The sequence below is a fragment of the Shimazuella alba genome (genome assembly GCF_009831235.1).
Classification (GTDB): domain Bacteria; phylum Bacillota; class Bacilli; order Thermoactinomycetales; family Thermoactinomycetaceae; genus Shimazuella; species Shimazuella alba.
Map to the genome: position 1 here is coordinate 101746 of NZ_WUUL01000006.1, position 16331 is coordinate 118076.

Below are 16331 nucleotides of genomic sequence, written 5' to 3' on the forward strand. Positions count from 1 at the left end.
ATTTCATAACCAAGCAAAAAACCGTAGACAGATAGTCTACGATTTTTACGCCTTACCTTCTAATACAGCAGAAGAAAACTCGCCAATTCGTGCAAATTTTTGATATCGATCTTCAATTAATTGTTCGCCGTTCATCTCTAGCAGGGCTTCTAAATATTTTACTAAGACACATTTGATGTTAATCGTTTGTTGGTTTGGATCCTGATGAGCTCCACCTTTGGGCTCTGGGATAATCTCATCGATAATACCAAGATGAAACAAATGATCAGAAGTAATTTTCAGAGCTTCTGATGCTTCTTGTGCTTTGGATGCATCTCTCCAAAGAATAGTTGCTGCACCTTCTGGAGAAATAACAGAATAATACGCATGCTCAAGCATCAAAAGTTTGTTTCCAACACCGATCCCAAGTGCTCCGCCACTACCGCCTTCACCTGTAACAATACAGATAATCGGAACAGAAAAACCAGCCATTTCTCTCAAGTTACGAGCAATTGCCTCGCTTTGGCCTCTTTCCTCGGCCTCCATTCCCGGATGAGCGCCTTGCGTATCGATAAATGTAATAATTGGACGGCCAAATTTATTTGCTTGCTCCATCAATCGAAGAGCTTTTCGATAACCTTCAGGATGTGGCAAACCAAAATTACGGCTAATCTTATCTTTTGTGTCTGTCCCTCGCTCATGACCAATAACCGTAACAGGGATACCATTTAACTTGGCAATACCACCTACAATAGCGGAGTCATCTCCATATAAACGATCCCCATGCAACTCTATAAAATCAGTAAAAAGGGTATGAATATAGTGCAAAGTTGTCGGACGACTTGCATGACGGGCAATTTGTACCTTCTGCCAAGTTGTCAAATTCCCATAGATTTCTTGTTCTAGTCTTTCTGCCTTTTTTTCAAGAGTTTCGATTTCCTCACTCAAGTCAATCGATTTCTCGCTAGTAAAAGTTCGTAATTCCTCTATTTTGTTTCGCAATTCTACGATTGGCTTCTCAAAGGACAGCGGATTATTCAAGTTCTCCCCTCCCTAAGCATGAAATGCTAATAATTTTATCAGAGTATCTCGAAGTTCCAATCGAGGTACAACTTGATCTAATTGTCCTCTTTCTAGTAGAAACTCAGCAGTTTGAAAATCATCAGGCAATTTTTGACGAACTGTTTGTTCAATAACTCTTCTGCCAGCAAATCCGATAAGTGCTCCTGGTTCAGCGATATTAATATCCCCTAGTGAAGAAAAACTCGCAGAGACACCACCAGTTGTTGGGTTGGTTAGAACAGAGATAAACAATACCTTATCTCTATTCATTCTCTCTAAAGCAGCAGTAGTTTTTGCCATCTGCATGAGAGAAAGAGCCCCTTCCTGCATACGTGCCCCGCCTGATGCAGAAAAAAGAACAAAAGGGTATTTTTTCTTCGCTGCTCTCTCTGCTGCTCTGGTTATTTTCTCTCCTACAACTGATCCCATACTCCCCATGCGGAATCGAGAATCCATCACTCCAAGGATGACAGGAAATCCTCCGATCGTTCCTTCACCAGTTACGATTGCTTCGTTTAAATCGGTCTTCTTCATGTCCTGTTCTATCTTCTTCGCATAGCCAGGAAATTGCAAAGGATCAACGGATCGAAGATCCTCGTCAAATGGAAAAAAGCGACCATCATCCACAAGAGAAGCTATTCTCTCTGGTGCACTAAGTGAAAAATGATAGCCACAAGATTTACATACTTTAAGATTCTTTTCTAGCTCTTTGGCAATACAGATCGTTCCACATTTTGGGCATTTCTCCATGATCCCTTCTGGAACTTCCTTTTTAGCTTGTTCAGAAGGGATGGTGGCATATTTACGTTGTTTACGAAATAAATCCTTAAGCAATCAATCTCACCTCGGTTTCATAACAGAATCGAACCATTCAGCATTACATTAGCTTTGGATGGCAGCATTGGTTAATTGAATCGTTTTTTCCATGATGTCATCAGGATTTATATCAAGTAGAGCAACCCCTGTTTGAATTGCAGCAGCTGCTACTTCTTTTGCAACTTGTGGTGCAACCCGGCTGTCAAATGGTGCTGGGATTACATAATCTGGGCGTAATTCATATTCTGGTATGAGGTTTGCAATTGCAAAAGCTGCTGCTACTTTCATTTCTTCATTGATTTGTGTAGCGCGCACATCAAGTGCTCCCCGGAAAATCCCAGGAAATGCAAGTACATTGTTTACTTGATTTGGATAATCGGATCGTCCTGTTCCTACTACTTTTGCACCAGCAGCAATGGCAACATCAGGCATAATTTCAGGATCAGGATTTGCCATAGCAAAGATAATAGGGTCTTGATTCATTGATTTTACCATATCTTCCGTCACTGCACCTGCTACAGATACACCGATAAATACATCTGCTCCAGCAATAGCTGTATGTAAATCACCTTGTACTAAATTTCTGTTCGTAATACTAGCGATTTCCTCTTTAATTGGATTCATACCTTGGGGGCGTCCTTCATAAATCGCACCCTTGCTATCACAGAGGATTACATCTTTTACACCCATATGAATTAATAATTTCACGATTGATATACCAGCTGCACCCGCTCCATTTATTACAACACGAATTTCACTCATCTGTTTACTAACTACTTTAAGAGCATTGATAAGTCCTGCAACTGTTACAATTGCTGTACCATGTTGGTCATCATGAAATACAGGGATTTTCAATTCTGCTTTTAACCGTTCTTCGATTTCAAAACAAGCTGGAGCAGCTATGTCTTCCAAATTTATTCCGCCAAAGGTAGGCTCTAAAATTTTGACCGTCTCTACAATTTTATCGATATCTTTGGTATCAATACAAATGGGAAAAGCATCCACACCGGCAAAAGCCTTGAACAATACAGCTTTTCCTTCCATTACGGGCATTGCTGCATGAGGGCCTATATTACCTAGTCCCAAAACTGCTGTACCATCTGAGACCACTCCTACTAGGTTCCCTTTCATCGTGTAGTCATATACTTTTTCTGTGTTTTGATGGATCTCTTTACATGGCTCCGCTACGCCTGGAGAGTATGCCAAACTTAAATCTTGTGCGTTACGAACGGGAACTTTAGATAAAACCTCTAATTTCCCTTGTTTTTCTTGATGTAATTGCAGTGATTGTTCTCGTATACTTGTCAACAAATTTCGCTCCTTTCAAGCTTTCTGCTCTTGTCCTGTTAAGGGCTAGCAACTTTGCATGATTTGTCCACTGAGTGGGCAAACTTCGACTCATAATACCAAACATTATAACAAAAGGGAATAAAATAAGATAATGATGCGTTAATATTCGGATTTCCCGGAATAAAGTCCGTTTTTTCTGAAAAAAAAAGAGAGTTGATCCGCCATCCTCTTAAGATGACGAACCACAAGAACTACCGCTACTACTGCTACTACTGCATGAGCTGCTACTGCATGAACTACTACTGCATGAACTACTACTACATGAACTACTACTGCATGAACTACTACTACATGAATTGCCATAACTAGTACTGCATGACTGACGATTTTTATATTTCCCTTTCCTTTTTTTTCCGATTTTACAAATGTTTGAGATGCAGATAACTGCTGTTAACATAAGCATAACCAAAACAAACAATGATACAAAAATAGCACCAACCATGAAAGCTCACCAACCCTTCAGAGGGTAAAATGGCGTACATGTATACATATCTATTGTATCATAATATTTACATTAAATGAAAATAACAAACCCTTGAAGTTATACTATTTTGACGTTGTTTTTTCCCACAATCTGCTCCAATTCTTTGAGGCAGGTACCTGTTGGAAATACCCCAAATTGTGAAACGGGGAGTTCCAGCATTGTCTTTGTTCGTTCATAGTATAAAAAAACGGAAAGACTTCCAGGATGATTTTCAAAAATATATTTTATAGTTTCAGCTTTTTCTTCTATTTGTGCGGGAATACGAATATATAATTTGTTTATGTTTTTCATTGAATCCAGAGCCGCCAATTCATTTGCAATCAACTTGCGCTGATTGCTTGCTACTTGTACAGTAGCAGTGACATACAACAATTGCTTTTCTTGTAAAAGCATCCTTCTTTGTTGATAAACATCAGGAAAAACAACTAGCTCTATTGTTCCCGTTTTATCTCCTGCTTCTACAAAAGCCATTGCATCCCCTTTCTTTGTTTGAACGATCTTTATACTAGAAATTAATAATGGAATGTCGAATCTACTTCGATTTGCTAAATGATTAACTTGTTCAACCGTGTAAGCTCCCATGGGGTAAGGATCTAATGGATGGCCTGATAAATAGAAACCAATCAATTCACGTTCCAATTCCAACTGCTCCATTTGCGTATAAGGAGCGAGATCTGGGTATTGAATCTCGTAAGGAAACTCTTGAAATAAAGAATGTTGATTCCCAGAATCCCGATTTGCCTGTATCGCATCATCCAAAATAGCTAGCTTTTGCTTCCGATTTCCTGGTAATGAATCCATTGCTCCTACTTGAATCAATGATTCCAAGACACGACTATTACAAAGGCGAAGATCAATTCTACTACATAGATCAAATAGATCTAGAAAAGGTCCATTTTTCCTTGCTTGTAAAATAGAGCGAATGGCGAGTGTACCAACATTTTTAATTGCACCTAATCCAAAATATATCCCTGTGTCTGATATGGTGAAACTTTGCTCACTGGTTTGGATATTAGGAGGAAATACCGTAATACCCATTTTTTTTATCTCTTCTAGATACTCGACCGTTTTGCTCTGATTGCCCATCGTGGTAGTAAGCAGTGCCGTGAGAAATGCAACGGGGTAATTAGCTTTCAGATAAGCAGTTTGATAAGCAAGTACTGCATACGCCACAGAATGACTTCGATTAAACCCATAATCAGCAAAACGGACGATTAAATCATAAACTTCATTTCCAAGCGTTGTAGAATAACCTTGTTGAACACACCCATCAACAAAGGCAATCCGCATCTCATGCAACAAATCTTTCTTTTTCTTTCCAACTGCTCGACGCAGAATATCTGCTTCCCCCATCGTAAAACCTGCCAAGGTTGCAGCTATTTGCATAATTTGTTCTTGATAAACAATAATTCCATATGTATTTTGAAGAATTTTGGTTAAAACAGGGTGTGGCATTTGTATTTCTTCTTTTCCATGCTTTGCTCGAATAAATCGAGGAATTTGTTCCATTGGCCCTGGACGGTACAGAGCAACTACTGCTACAATATCTTCAAAGCACGAAGGTTTTAATTCTGTTAGCGTTTTTTTCATTCCTGTTGATTCTAATTGAAACACTCCACTTGTCTCTCCACTAGAGAGCAATTGATATGTTGCAGGATCATCCATTTCCTCCTGAAAAACAAATGTTTCTCCTGTTTGTTCGCCAATAAATTGTTTTGCTCGTTCTATAACGGTTAGATAACGCAAACCCAATAAATCCATTTTTAACATACCGATCGTTTCCAGTGATTCCATTGGATACTGGGTAATTGGTGCTACCCCGCTACCTTCTTGTAATGGAACATAGTCTGTCAAAGGAGTTGGGGCTATTACGATTCCAGCTGCATGTGTCGAGGGATGTCTAGGAATGCCTTCTATTTTTGCCACTGTCTGAAATAGTTTTCTTACCGTTTGATCTTGATTTATTTCTACTTGCAGTTGTGGTTCTCTCTCCAACGCCTTTTTTAAGGTGATCCCAGGTGTGCCGGGTATATATTTGGACAACTTGTCCACTTGTTGATAAGGAACTCCCATCACTCTTCCCACATCGCGTACTGCTGCTCTTGGAGCCATGGTCCCGAACGTAATAATCTGCGCTACTCGATCTTCTCCAAATCGATTTTTTGCATATTCAATTACTTCATCCCGTCGCTCATAATCAAAATCGATATCAATATCAGGCATATTTACCCGCTCAGGATTCAAAAACCGCTCAAATAATAGACCATATCGAATGGGGTCTACCTGTGTAATCCCAAGCAGATATGCCACAAGACTTCCAGCAGCGGAACCTCTACCAGGCCCCACGGCAATTCCATTCTTCCAAGCAAATCGAACCAAATCCCATATGATCAAGAAGTAATCATTAAATCCCATTTGGTCAATTACCCGTAATTCATACTGTAATCTAGAGGTTATTTCATCAGTTACATTTGTATACCGTTTCCCTAGACCTTTTTCACATAAAGCAGTTAGATATTCTGCTGGAGTCACTTTATCTGGTATGGGAAAAGCAGGCAGCAACAATTCACCTAATGGCAGGCTTACCCGACAACGATCTGCTAGTTTTGCTGTATTAGAAATAGCTTCTGGAATATGCGAAAAAAGAGCTGCCATCTCTTCTGTTGATTTTAAATAGACTTGGTCTGTGTGAAAGCGAAATCGATCTTCATCTGCTAATTTACTCCCGGTACCTATACATAGAAGGCAATCATGCATGTATGTATCTTCTGGATGGGTATAGTGAACATCGTTGGTAGCAATTAACATCAAGTTATATTCGGTTGCCCACTCGATGAGAACTTGATTCACTTTCTGTTGCTCCCAGAGTTGATGATTCTGTAATTCTAATACAAATCGATCTTTTCCAAAGATAGCAAGATATTCTTGTAACAATTGTTTTGCACCTACGAGATCATCTTGTAAAATAGCGGATGGTATTTCTCCTGCTAAACAAGAACTCGTAGCAATCAAGCCTCCTGAGTATTTTCTGAGTAATTGTTTATCAATACGCGGGCGGTAATGATGTCCTCGTAATTGTGCTTCTGTTACCAATTTTAGTAAATTTCTATATCCCTCATTCGTTTCAGCTAATAATAAAAGATGATGATTTTTTGCATCTTTGCGTGATGGACGATCTTGGTAGTGACCGGATGTGATATACATTTCGCAACCGATAATCGGTTTTATCCCATTTTTTTTACACAATTGAAAAAATGGAACTACCCCATACATTACACCATGATCGGTGATTGCTAAACTTTTCATGCCCAATTCTTTCGCTTTTAGAACTACTTCCTCTAATCGAGAGGCTCCATCCAGCAAACTGTATTCCGTATGTACATGTAAATGAACAAATGAACTGTTATCCATGTTGCCAAATTTCTCCTCTCTGATATGGATGAATTGTGAATAAAACGGTTAAATTTTAAATGAAATATATATTTGATAATGATGACTGGTTTCATAAAACCATCATTTCGGGTATGATATTAGTATATAAATTTTTGGAAAAGGGGGAACCAAATTGATTATCAGTCGTAAGGCGCTTGCGAGGGAAAAATTGGAGAAACTTAAAAATGGTTACTCTGTCTATACAGAAACAGATGAAGTTGCTAGTTACATTGAAAAAGAACTAGCTAACCTGGGAAAAAAGGTACTAATCGACCGTACGCCGATTGGATGTTGGTTTATCCCCGAAGAGCGCCTAGAAGATACCAATAAAGAAGCAAAATAACGATAGTGAAGATAGACAGCGCCCCATGAACAAAGAATGGTGGCGCTTCTTCACGCCTTTTATCAGGGGGCAAGAATGGTAACCTTAACTTTATTACTTATCGTCATCATGATTTTATCATTTTGTAGTACGATCTATTTTAGCATTGTTTCCCGTAGAAGGGGAGCAAATGCTCTACTTTCTCGCAGCTATATGAATTTGAGTATGGGAATCTTATTTACAGCATTATCTATCCATCTTTTTACCTTTACGCTTCCTCTTCTTGGTAAAATTTTGGCTGCGCTTATCTTACTGATAGGTATCATAAATGTATACTACTCATTCAAGATAAAGCGATATGCAAATCAACAGAACCTACAACAAAAAAACAATGCTGAAAAATAACTATCTGTACATAAAGAGAGGTAGGGATGATAAATGTCCCTACCTCTCTTTTTCTAATAAGATTTTCCAATTCCTCTTTGTTTTTTCTTATGTTGTAACCAAGTTTGTCTCCAGCGATATTCCTTTTGACTCTGTAGCTTTTTTCCAGTTTGCTTCCATGCATTCCAGTTGGCAATAACATAAAATGCAGTAAACAGAACCCATAAACTAGAAAAAAGTATCTGAAGTTCTGACTCCCAACCTAGTCTCGGAACTGCAAAAACGATCAATCCGATTCCGCCCAATATTTTCATCAGGATAAATACCTGCATCTCCACCACCTCTTTCTACTATATGAAAGAAGGATGAGAAATAGACGAGTAATCTAACAATCGATAGACTCACCCGGCTGCAACTCTACTCCAGATAAATCTTTGTACCGTAGTTTTTTAATAAATTTGGCACCATCTTGTTCAATGAGTGGATATGTATTGTAATGGATGGGCACCACTTGCTTTGCATCTATCCATTCTGCCGCAATCAAGGCATCTTCTGGCCCCATGGTAAAGTTATCACCGATTGGTAAAAATGCTAAGTCAATATCGTTATGCATTCCTATCAGCTTCATATCTTGGAACAAAGCAGTATCTCCAGCATGATAAATCGTTTTGCCATCTGCCATCAATAAAATACCAGCTGGATCTCCTAAATAGATGATCTCTTGTTTCTCCTCATCTACAAAAGCACCACTATGATGAGCTAAAGTAAATTTTACTCGGCCAAAAGGAAAATCACAGCCTCCACCAATCCCCATACCATGTGTTTCAATCCCTTTCCAACTAAGCCATGTAGCCAGCTCAAAAGGTGCAATCACCTTTGCATTATTTTGCTTTGCGATCGGTATCGTATCTCCAAGATGATCGCCATGTCCATGCGTCAGTAAGATATAATCTGCTTTCACTTGATCAGCAGTTATATCTGCTCTTGGATTACCAGTAAGAAAAGGATCGATAATCAAGTTGTAGTCATCCATATGTATTTCGATACAAGATTGCCCATGATAAGTAAGTTTCATCTGTATTCCTCCTATATAAAAAAGACTACTTCCTTATCTATCAAAGGTGTAGTCTTTTTATTATTACTATCCTATTAAATGGGTTCGGCTGGGTCAAGGTATTGCTACCCTTTCCCAGCCGGTGGTCACCTGTACTGATACCAAGCAGTTACAAGGTAATCAATCCCTTGTGAAACATCCTCACGCAATTTACGATCCTCCAGAAGTCTAGCCTTACGATCCGCAAGGATCGGGGTTCCTTCCAAGATATCACGCAAAATTGCAGCTCGGACGAATGATTGACTTGCAGTCAACTTCTGCTGCATGAACCAGTAGGCAAAAGCGTATGCTTCCATATTGTACGAGTCGCTGGCAACGAACGACGTTTCAAGCGGGAGGCGAAGAATCGCACACTTTATCTCATTGCGCATGGGTTCGGGAAGAGAATCTGCCTGCCTGTCCGCTTCCTCCAGCTTCCCATCCAATATAAGGGATATCGTACGATCCTTCGCCTTATCCCACTTCGGGTTATCAAATGTAACTCCAAAGTAGAACATGGCAAGCTGGACAGCTTCCACCAGATTGATCTTGCAGGCTGTGCTCATCTTTCCTCCAGTTACTATTCCTGTTGCATTGCTTCCATCACCTAGCATCCATTGATAGGTAATAAGATAACAATGAGATCGCTCCTTTGTCGCGAACACCTACTTCAAGCTTAGCATAATAGTTGTAAAGATTCGACCAAAACCCTCTTTTTTTAAAATTTACCAAATTAATTTTACATTTGTTAATTATTTCATTTTTGATAGATGTCATTTAGGTGTGAGGATAGATGTATTCTTCGGTCTATCCTCACGGTCTTCAACTAAGAATCGCGTTCCTCCCGATCAGATCAAAAGCTTCAACACCCTTGTTCATATTCTCAGCTCGCTCAGGATCTCCCTCAAGATACCTTTGCTTCAAGTGTTCGAAGCCATTCACGGACACGGTCGGGTTTACGACGATCCTTTTTCGAGTTGTTAGCCGTGCACTCCTCTGTTGAAAACAGTACTACATTTCAACTTATCATAATTTTAATTAATCTGATTATTTTATTTACTAATATGTATGTAGGTAATTGAAGTTTTTGATATGACAGGACCGGGGTTTCTCGTTTCACAAGAACCCCGGTCTATCCCCTAACCTATTCATTACCTCAATGAAGCCATCACCTTTCGAATATCAGGAACATGATCCACGATGCTTGAAAGCTGTTCGCAGGCGATCCTAGGCTTCGGCTGGTCTCCGCTGAGACTCTGAATCGCATCATTGATGACAGACTTCCGAAACAGGTGTCTCCGACCAAGCTTGTCTCGAATCGCTTCGAGATCCTTGATTACATCCTTGTATTCAGAAGTGGAAGAGGGCATGGTTCCTCCTTCAACAGGAGATGGACTTTCCATCTATGCTTATTATAAATCAAAAAATAATTTTTTTTAAGGTTTTTACTGGTCGGTATAAAAATAAAGTGAAATTCAAAAATGACAGAACCATGTGCTTGGGCAAAATGAATTTTAGCTAGGTACAAAGCCTTGTCAGTCTATTTTTTACTCCTCCGGTTCTTATTTTGTACCTAATTTGAGTTCTGCATAAGAGTAACCCTCTTACACATTTGTTAAATTAACAATCCTTATTAAGCGCCCGTTTTACGCACCCCTTGATACTTGCCTACATAGCATACAGTAGTTACCGCTTGGGAAGGGGATTATTATGGGGCTAAAAAAAATTCAGCTACAAATTGTTCCAGAGCATCAATTTACCAATAACAGCAATATTATCATGAGTCGCTCAGTGGCCCTAGCCCTTGGTATCAAAGAGCAACCATTTTGGGTTACCTTTGGTGGTGCAGCTGATACAGGTTATCTTGCTCTCAGTACTCATTCAGGTAACTTAGTTCGAATACATGCAAATTTAGCAAAAAAACTCAAATTGCGATCACAACCATCTATTTATGCACAGTATGACGAAGAAGCAATGCGTTTACGCTTTGGACCATTGTTTGGAGTTTTAATCAATGGTACTCAAGATTCCAAGCAAGAAAATGTGCTAGGTCCCTTGACAAAATTTTTAGATGAATGCGTGTTAGCTGGTATCACTCGAGGTACTGCGGTTGCAGTGTTTCAACCAGAGCATATCGATTTAAATCAGAAGGCCATACTTGGATGGGTAAAAGAAAAGGGAAAATGGATTCAATCGAAGATCCCTTACCCAGATATTATCTACAATCGAATTACTTCCCGCCGAATTGAAGAACTAAAAAACGTCCAGAAAAAGCTAGATAAATTAACCAATTATCATCGTATACCCATGTTCAACGAACGATTTCTTAATAAGTGGCAAGTTCATGAAATCCTGCAAAAAGATGATTTCGTCTCTAATATGCTTCCACAGACGTATCGCTACAACTTGATAAAAGTGAAAGAAGCAATCGCAAAACATCCCTGTTTGTATCTCAAACCCACCAATGGAAGCCTTGGGGGAGGTATCATCCGACTTACCAAAGTCCATCAAACTTATCTTTACCAATACGCCACTCCTAATGGCACAGTATCACAGACAACAACTTCCCTCCTCAAACTAGGCAAATTTCTAGATCATAAGATAAAAAAACAACCTTATCTGATTCAACAAGGACTATCCCTTATTACCTATGATAAGAGACCAGTCGATTTTCGAGTCTTAACGCAAAAAAACAAAGAAGGGAAATGGTCTGTCACTTCTGCCGTTGCTCGTATTGCAAATGACCGCCAAATCGTATCCAACTTGGCTCGTGGGGGCACGCTGCGTAAGGTGCATGAGGTATTAGCTGAACTAACACAATTAAGTAAAAAGCCAACGAGTAAAGAGATTCGGCAGACAGCTATGCATATTGCAAATGCATTTGAAAAGCAAGCAGAAGGCCATTTTGCAGAATTAGGAATTGACCTTGCACTTGATACAAAAGGGCGAATATGGTTATTAGAAATCAACTCTAAACCATCAAAAACAGATGATACCGTACTTAATCAAGGTGCAAAGATACGTCCATCTGTCACGAAGTTATTTGATTATGTCCATTATTTAGCCGGGATTAAAACAGCACCACTTATAAGGAGGAAAAGACGATGACACCTCATTTTCATCAGACAATTGGCATCATTGTCTGTACACAAAAAAATACAACAAAAGTTCCTCCTTTTGCTGAATCTATTTATTTTTTTCAATTAGCAAAGATTGCAGAAAGCCATCAATTAGAGGTGTTGATTTTTAATCCAAAGCAAATTAATTGGACAAAACGAACCGTTCTTACTTGGTACGTGGAAGCGAATAAGTGGAAAATCGGGATAAGAGAGTTACCTTTCGTGATCTATGACCGTTGTTACTATACCAGTACAGCCCATTTCCAATCCTATCGCCCGCATATTTTGCGAATCCACCATGATAGTCTTGTACAGTTTCTCGGTAGGGCACTTGGTGGAAAAATCCAAACACACAATATGCTAAAAACAAACAGAATGATCAAACCCCATTTACCAGAAACACATTTGTATAAAGATCCCATTAGTGTCCTTTCCATGTTAGAAAAATATCAACGTATCTGCATCAAACCTAATGGTGGCAGCCATGGCATCGGTGTGGTATCGATCGAGAAGCAACAAGGTGGATTTCATTTAAAAGGACGAACAAAGCGTAATCAGCCTTTCGAAAAAAGAATACTATCTGAAAGCCAATTTATCGTATGGATACAATCGTTCATCCAAAACACTCGATATCTCATCCAGCCTTTTCTTTCTTTGTATACAAAAGAAGGTCTGCCATTTGATTTGCGTATCTTAGTACAAAAAAATGCTGAACAGAAATGGGAAACTACCGGAAAAGCTATTCGCATCGGCAAGAGTAAGAGCGTTACTTCAAATTTACATGGCGGCGGAGATGCTATAAAACTAGAACCTTTTTTAGCAGAAAATTTTTCTATTGATCAGATCGAAAAAGTGGAAAGACAAATTGATCGGTTAGCTAAAATTGTTCCCCCACATATTGAAAAGAAGCATGGAAAATTAGTGGAATTAGGTCTTGATGTAGGAATCGATCACCATGCAAATGTTTGGATTATTGAGGTAAATTCCAAACCAGGACGCTCCGTCTTCCTACGGACGGGCGAATTAGAGACAAGGAAACGTTCGATGGAACTTCCTGTCCAATATGCTAAAGCTCTGCTTTCCCAGAAAGTAGGAGGATATTGATGAATTCGATCATCTGCCAAACGCAGCTATCACACGCAACTCCTGCAAAAGCAATTTTGATGCCTGCATCATTGTGTGATCAATTTGGTTTTCAAAACGGGCAATCCATCAAAATGGAAATTGGTAATAAATCTGTTATTACTCGGGTCATTGCTACCCGAATGATGGAGGCAAAAATTATTCTTTCTCCTCCAATCGCAAGACATCTATCCTTGCCCTATACCGGAATGATGCGAGCTGTTGTTCATAATCGAACTTTAAAGCTCGGTCCAGTTATTGGAATCTTAACTACTGGCTTTCGAGCAAACACCACAAACCCCTTTGGAGGTAGAACTTCCTTATTCCAAAGTTTTATTCGAGCAGGAAATACAGATAAACCAATCATCTATGTGTTTACCCCTGAGATGGTTGACTGGCAAAATAGAGTGGTAACGGGATGGTATTACCGATTTGGCAAATGGGTAAAACATGTTTCTCCCCTGCCAGATGTTATCTACGAACGAGTTCCTAATCGAAAAACAGAAAATTTATCATATGTTAAAAATTGCATCACACGTTTAAAGACACTTACCAAATGTCAAATATTTAACCAAGGTTTTTTTGACAAATGGTCTGTTCATGAATGGTTATATCAAGATAAAGAAACACGAAAATATATACCAGAAACGGTACTATCTCCATCTGTCTACATCCTTCAACAAATGCTGGAGAAACACGATATGGTCTATCTAAAACCAATTCGTGGGAGTCTCGGACTAGGCATCTTTCGCATTACACAACATCCGCAAAAAGGATATTATTGCCGTTTTCATGGTGGAGACCGCAATGTACTTCATCGTTTTGCAACTCTTGAATCTCTTTTGGCCCATTATTTCCGTAAAAACGGAGAACGATTTAAAGGATATTTAGCACAACAAGGTATTCGTCTGATCCGTGTGCAAAATAGACCAGTCGATTTTCGAGTTCATTTACACAAAGATAGTACAGATAAATGGAAAGTTATAGGTATAGGTACAAAACTAGCTGGAATCGGCTCCGTAACTACACATATACGAACCGGAGGAACTCTATTATCTACAAAACAATTGTTCGAGAAAAATTTTGGTCGCCGAGCTTCTCGGATCCTGGAAGAACTAAAAGCAACTGCTATATCTATATCAGAAGTACTAGAAGAAAATGCAGATGGACCTCTTGGAGAAATCGGGATGGACATGGGAATTGATCAAGATCATCATATTTGGCTATTTGAATGCAATGCCAAACCCGGAAGACACATTTTTGATCACCCTACCCTACGAGAAGCAGGTCGACAATCTGCGAAATGTATCACAGAATACAGCTTAAGGTTAGCCGAATTTGTTGGAGGGGAGAAACATGCAAATTCCTGAAGTTGGCTGGTTAGAACTAAAATACTCTTCTTCTCCTCTTCGATTTTTTCCAACAGAAGGAAAAAGATATCATCACACAACTCCAATCGATGTCACACTCGGAAAAAACTTTCCTTCGTCTATTCAAATACAATCGAAACCTGTTCATCAATTCCCATTCCATTACCTACCTGTTCATAGCAAGAAAACACCTCAGGGAAATGTGCAACTCGGGCCTTTTGTTGCCATACTCACCAGCGATAGTAGAATTCCTTTTGCTGGTAACCATCGAAATTTTGCAGATTTAATCCAAATGGGAAAACGAATGGGAGTCACGGTTTATGTACTAACTCCAAAAGGAATATTGAACGGGAAACCATACGTAAAAGGTTACTTGTTGCAACAATCAAAGCCCACTCCCACTTTCCGAAAGGAGATCCTGCCATTACCTAATGTGATCTACAATCGGGTTCCTAATCGGAGTGAAGAGCAATCTTATCCTATCGTCCATACCATTGAATATTTTAACCATAAAAATATTCCTATCTTTAATCCAGGCTTCTTTAATAAATGGTCGTTGTTCCGTGCTTTATCTCCTACCGAATGCCGATCAAATCTACCCGCAACTGAAAAATTTGCTGGTTATACCTCCTTTCGCCAAATGTTAATAAAACACAATGAACTGATTTTAAAACCAGTAGATGGAAAAGCTGGGATTGGGATGATAAAAGTAGAAGGTAAAGGACCCTTTATTCTTTATTATCAAACAAAAACATTGAAACAACGAATTGTACTCCCGCGATTGGAACAAGTTTACCAGCAAATAAAGAAGCGTGTTGGAGAACAGAACTATTTAATCCAACAAGGAATTTCACTCGCCACATACCAAGGCAGACCATTTGATATCCGCATGCTGATTCAAAAAGACAGCACAGCAGAATGGCAAGTTTCCGGTATTGGAGTACGCATAGCTGGCCAAACAGCTATTTCTACCCACGTTCCCATGGGAGGAAGAATTGAGAGTTTTCAACGTGTCTTATCTGCAACTTTCCCCAACAAAAAAAATCTCCTCCAACATAAGTTGACACAACTAGGGATAAAATTTGCAAAAGAAATCGAAAAGCAAACTGGAGCAAGACATGGAGAGATGTCAATGGATATCGGGATTGATAAACAGGGGAGACTTTGGTTTTTTGAAGCAAATGCCAAACCACAAAAATTCGATGAACCCACGATTCGAAAAACATCTTTACAAAGAATCTTGGAATATGCACTCTACCTTTCCGATTTCCAACCATATCGAAAGGTAAAAAAAGCATGAAGATAACTACCTTTACATTGCCAAATCTCATGCCTTATCGTCAAAAAGTCATTTTATTTTTACGAAAAAATGGTGAAGGTCGGATTACTCATCGAGCACTGCGCTGGTTATCCAATATTTCAACGAGCGAACACACACCTGGCTCCATCGCTTTGGTCGCTCTAGAAGAGAAACAATTGGCTGGAGTAATGATATTCAGCCGTTATGGAATCGAGGAAGCAATCACAGCCGTTCATCCTCGGTATCGGAAGCAAGGGGTAGGGGAAGCTCTCCTGATGGAGGCAAAAGAGAAATTAGGAAAAGTTTATACAAGAGTGGCTTGTGACAATATCCCAAGTTTAAAACTATGTTTTCGTTGTGGATTCACAGCATTTCAATTATTCAAAGGACCAACTGGAAAGCCTACCTTGTGGTTAGGCGGCGGCGAATATGATCCAAAGGATATTCTTTAATCAAAGAAGCACATGCTTTTAGGATGTGCTTCTTTTTCATGCAATT

15 protein-coding genes are annotated in these 16331 nt (G+C 39.3%); 7 read left to right on the forward strand and 8 right to left on the reverse strand.

The annotated features are described in order from the left end of the window. Positions 1-45: 45 nt before the first annotated feature. The 5 genes from GSM42_RS10440 to GSM42_RS10455 form a co-directional block, all read right to left on the reverse strand. Positions 46-1020, reverse strand: a complete 975-nt coding sequence (locus tag GSM42_RS10440; protein ID WP_160801483.1) for an acetyl-CoA carboxylase carboxyltransferase subunit alpha — start codon at positions 1018-1020, stop codon at positions 46-48. Positions 1021-1032: 12 nt separating this feature from the next. Next, positions 1033-1875, reverse strand: coding sequence for an acetyl-CoA carboxylase, carboxyltransferase subunit beta (accD, locus tag GSM42_RS10445; protein WP_160801484.1), 843 nt, complete (start codon positions 1873-1875; stop codon positions 1033-1035). 48 nt (positions 1876-1923) lie between these two features. Continuing rightward, positions 1924-3165 carry an NADP-dependent malic enzyme gene (gene ystJ / locus GSM42_RS10450; RefSeq protein WP_160801485.1) on the reverse strand — a complete coding sequence of 414 codons (1242 nt, stop codon included), beginning with the start codon at positions 3163-3165 and terminating at the stop codon, positions 1924-1926. 141 nt (positions 3166-3306) lie between these two features. Further along, positions 3307-3510 carry a hypothetical protein gene (locus tag GSM42_RS20370; protein WP_202404875.1) on the reverse strand — a complete coding sequence of 68 codons (204 nt, stop codon included), beginning with the start codon at positions 3508-3510 and terminating at the stop codon, positions 3307-3309. Positions 3511-3748: 238 nt separating this feature from the next. Continuing rightward, complete coding sequence (locus GSM42_RS10455; RefSeq protein WP_160801486.1) at positions 3749-7102, reverse strand: DNA polymerase III subunit alpha; 3354 nt, start codon at positions 7100-7102, stop codon at positions 3749-3751. 154 nt (positions 7103-7256) lie between these two features. On the opposite strand from GSM42_RS10455, the gene GSM42_RS10460 reads away from it, so the two are divergent. Together GSM42_RS10460 and GSM42_RS10465 are read left to right on the forward strand one after the other, a co-directional pair. Beyond that, entirely contained in the window at positions 7257-7466 is a 210-nt protein-coding gene (locus GSM42_RS10460) for a YtzJ family protein (protein ID WP_160801487.1), read from the forward strand. A gap of 75 nt (positions 7467-7541) precedes the next feature. Next, on the forward strand, positions 7542-7850 hold the full coding sequence (locus GSM42_RS10465) for a YtpI family protein (protein WP_160801488.1): 309 nt from the start codon (positions 7542-7544) through the stop codon (positions 7848-7850). Between the two features lie 53 nt (positions 7851-7903). Here the strand turns inward: GSM42_RS10465 and GSM42_RS10470 are convergent, their stop codons facing one another. The 3 genes from GSM42_RS10470 to GSM42_RS10480 form a co-directional block, all read right to left on the reverse strand. Continuing rightward, positions 7904-8161 (reverse strand): hypothetical protein, encoded by a 258-nt coding sequence (locus GSM42_RS10470; protein ID WP_160801489.1) that lies wholly within the window; start codon positions 8159-8161, stop codon positions 7904-7906. Positions 8162-8214: 53 nt separating this feature from the next. Beyond that, on the reverse strand, positions 8215-8904 hold the full coding sequence (locus GSM42_RS10475; protein ID WP_160801490.1) for a metal-dependent hydrolase: 690 nt from the start codon (positions 8902-8904) through the stop codon (positions 8215-8217). 125 nt (positions 8905-9029) lie between these two features. Continuing rightward, entirely contained in the window at positions 9030-9488 is a 459-nt protein-coding gene (locus tag GSM42_RS10480) for a hypothetical protein (RefSeq protein WP_160801491.1), read from the reverse strand. A gap of 1144 nt (positions 9489-10632) precedes the next feature. Here GSM42_RS10480 and GSM42_RS10485 point away from each other — a divergent pair. Genes GSM42_RS10485 through GSM42_RS10505 form a run of 5 tightly spaced genes read left to right on the forward strand, consistent with a single transcriptional unit; the run spans position 10633 to position 16285 of the window. Further along, positions 10633-12030 (forward strand): YheC/YheD family endospore coat-associated protein, encoded by a 1398-nt coding sequence (locus GSM42_RS10485; RefSeq protein WP_160801492.1) that lies wholly within the window; start codon positions 10633-10635, stop codon positions 12028-12030. Next, positions 12027-13145 carry a YheC/YheD family endospore coat-associated protein gene (locus GSM42_RS10490; protein WP_160801493.1) on the forward strand — a complete coding sequence of 373 codons (1119 nt, stop codon included), beginning with the start codon at positions 12027-12029 and terminating at the stop codon, positions 13143-13145. Before GSM42_RS10485 ends, GSM42_RS10490 begins: the two co-directional genes overlap by 4 nt. After that, complete coding sequence (locus tag GSM42_RS10495; RefSeq protein WP_160801494.1) at positions 13145-14533, forward strand: YheC/YheD family endospore coat-associated protein; 1389 nt, start codon at positions 13145-13147, stop codon at positions 14531-14533. Before GSM42_RS10490 ends, GSM42_RS10495 begins: the two co-directional genes overlap by 1 nt. Further along, positions 14520-15833: a YheC/YheD family endospore coat-associated protein gene (locus GSM42_RS10500; protein WP_160801495.1), complete on the forward strand. Its 1314-nt coding sequence runs from the start codon at positions 14520-14522 to the stop codon at positions 15831-15833. Before GSM42_RS10495 ends, GSM42_RS10500 begins: the two co-directional genes overlap by 14 nt. Next, on the forward strand, positions 15830-16285 hold the full coding sequence (locus GSM42_RS10505) for a GNAT family N-acetyltransferase (protein WP_160801496.1): 456 nt from the start codon (positions 15830-15832) through the stop codon (positions 16283-16285). The genes GSM42_RS10500 and GSM42_RS10505 overlap by 4 nt, the downstream gene beginning before the upstream one ends. The last annotated feature ends 46 nt before the right edge of the window (positions 16286-16331 follow it).

Excerpts from the sequence above, each read along its gene's own strand:
- GSM42_RS10500 (WP_160801495.1), top strand. The coding sequence starts at position 14,520 with ATGCAAATTCCTGAAGTTGGCTGGTTAGAACTAAAATACTCTTCTTCT.
- GSM42_RS10475 (WP_160801490.1), bottom strand. The coding sequence starts at position 8,904 with ATGAAACTTACTTATCATGGGCAATCTTGTATCGAAATACATATGGAT.
- GSM42_RS10505 (WP_160801496.1), top strand. The coding sequence starts at position 15,830 with ATGAAGATAACTACCTTTACATTGCCAAATCTCATGCCTTATCGTCAA.
- GSM42_RS10495 (WP_160801494.1), top strand. The coding sequence starts at position 13,145 with ATGAATTCGATCATCTGCCAAACGCAGCTATCACACGCAACTCCTGCA.
- GSM42_RS10465 (WP_160801488.1), top strand. The coding sequence starts at position 7,542 with ATGGTAACCTTAACTTTATTACTTATCGTCATCATGATTTTATCATTT.
- GSM42_RS10490 (WP_160801493.1), top strand. The coding sequence starts at position 12,027 with ATGACACCTCATTTTCATCAGACAATTGGCATCATTGTCTGTACACAA.
- GSM42_RS20370 (WP_202404875.1), bottom strand. The coding sequence starts at position 3,510 with ATGGCAATTCATGTAGTAGTAGTTCATGCAGTAGTAGTTCATGTAGTA.
- GSM42_RS10485 (WP_160801492.1), top strand. The coding sequence starts at position 10,633 with ATGGGGCTAAAAAAAATTCAGCTACAAATTGTTCCAGAGCATCAATTT.
- GSM42_RS10470 (WP_160801489.1), bottom strand. The coding sequence starts at position 8,161 with ATGCAGGTATTTATCCTGATGAAAATATTGGGCGGAATCGGATTGATC.
- GSM42_RS10480 (WP_160801491.1), bottom strand. The coding sequence starts at position 9,488 with ATGAGCACAGCCTGCAAGATCAATCTGGTGGAAGCTGTCCAGCTTGCC.
- GSM42_RS10455 (WP_160801486.1), bottom strand. The coding sequence starts at position 7,102 with ATGGATAACAGTTCATTTGTTCATTTACATGTACATACGGAATACAGT.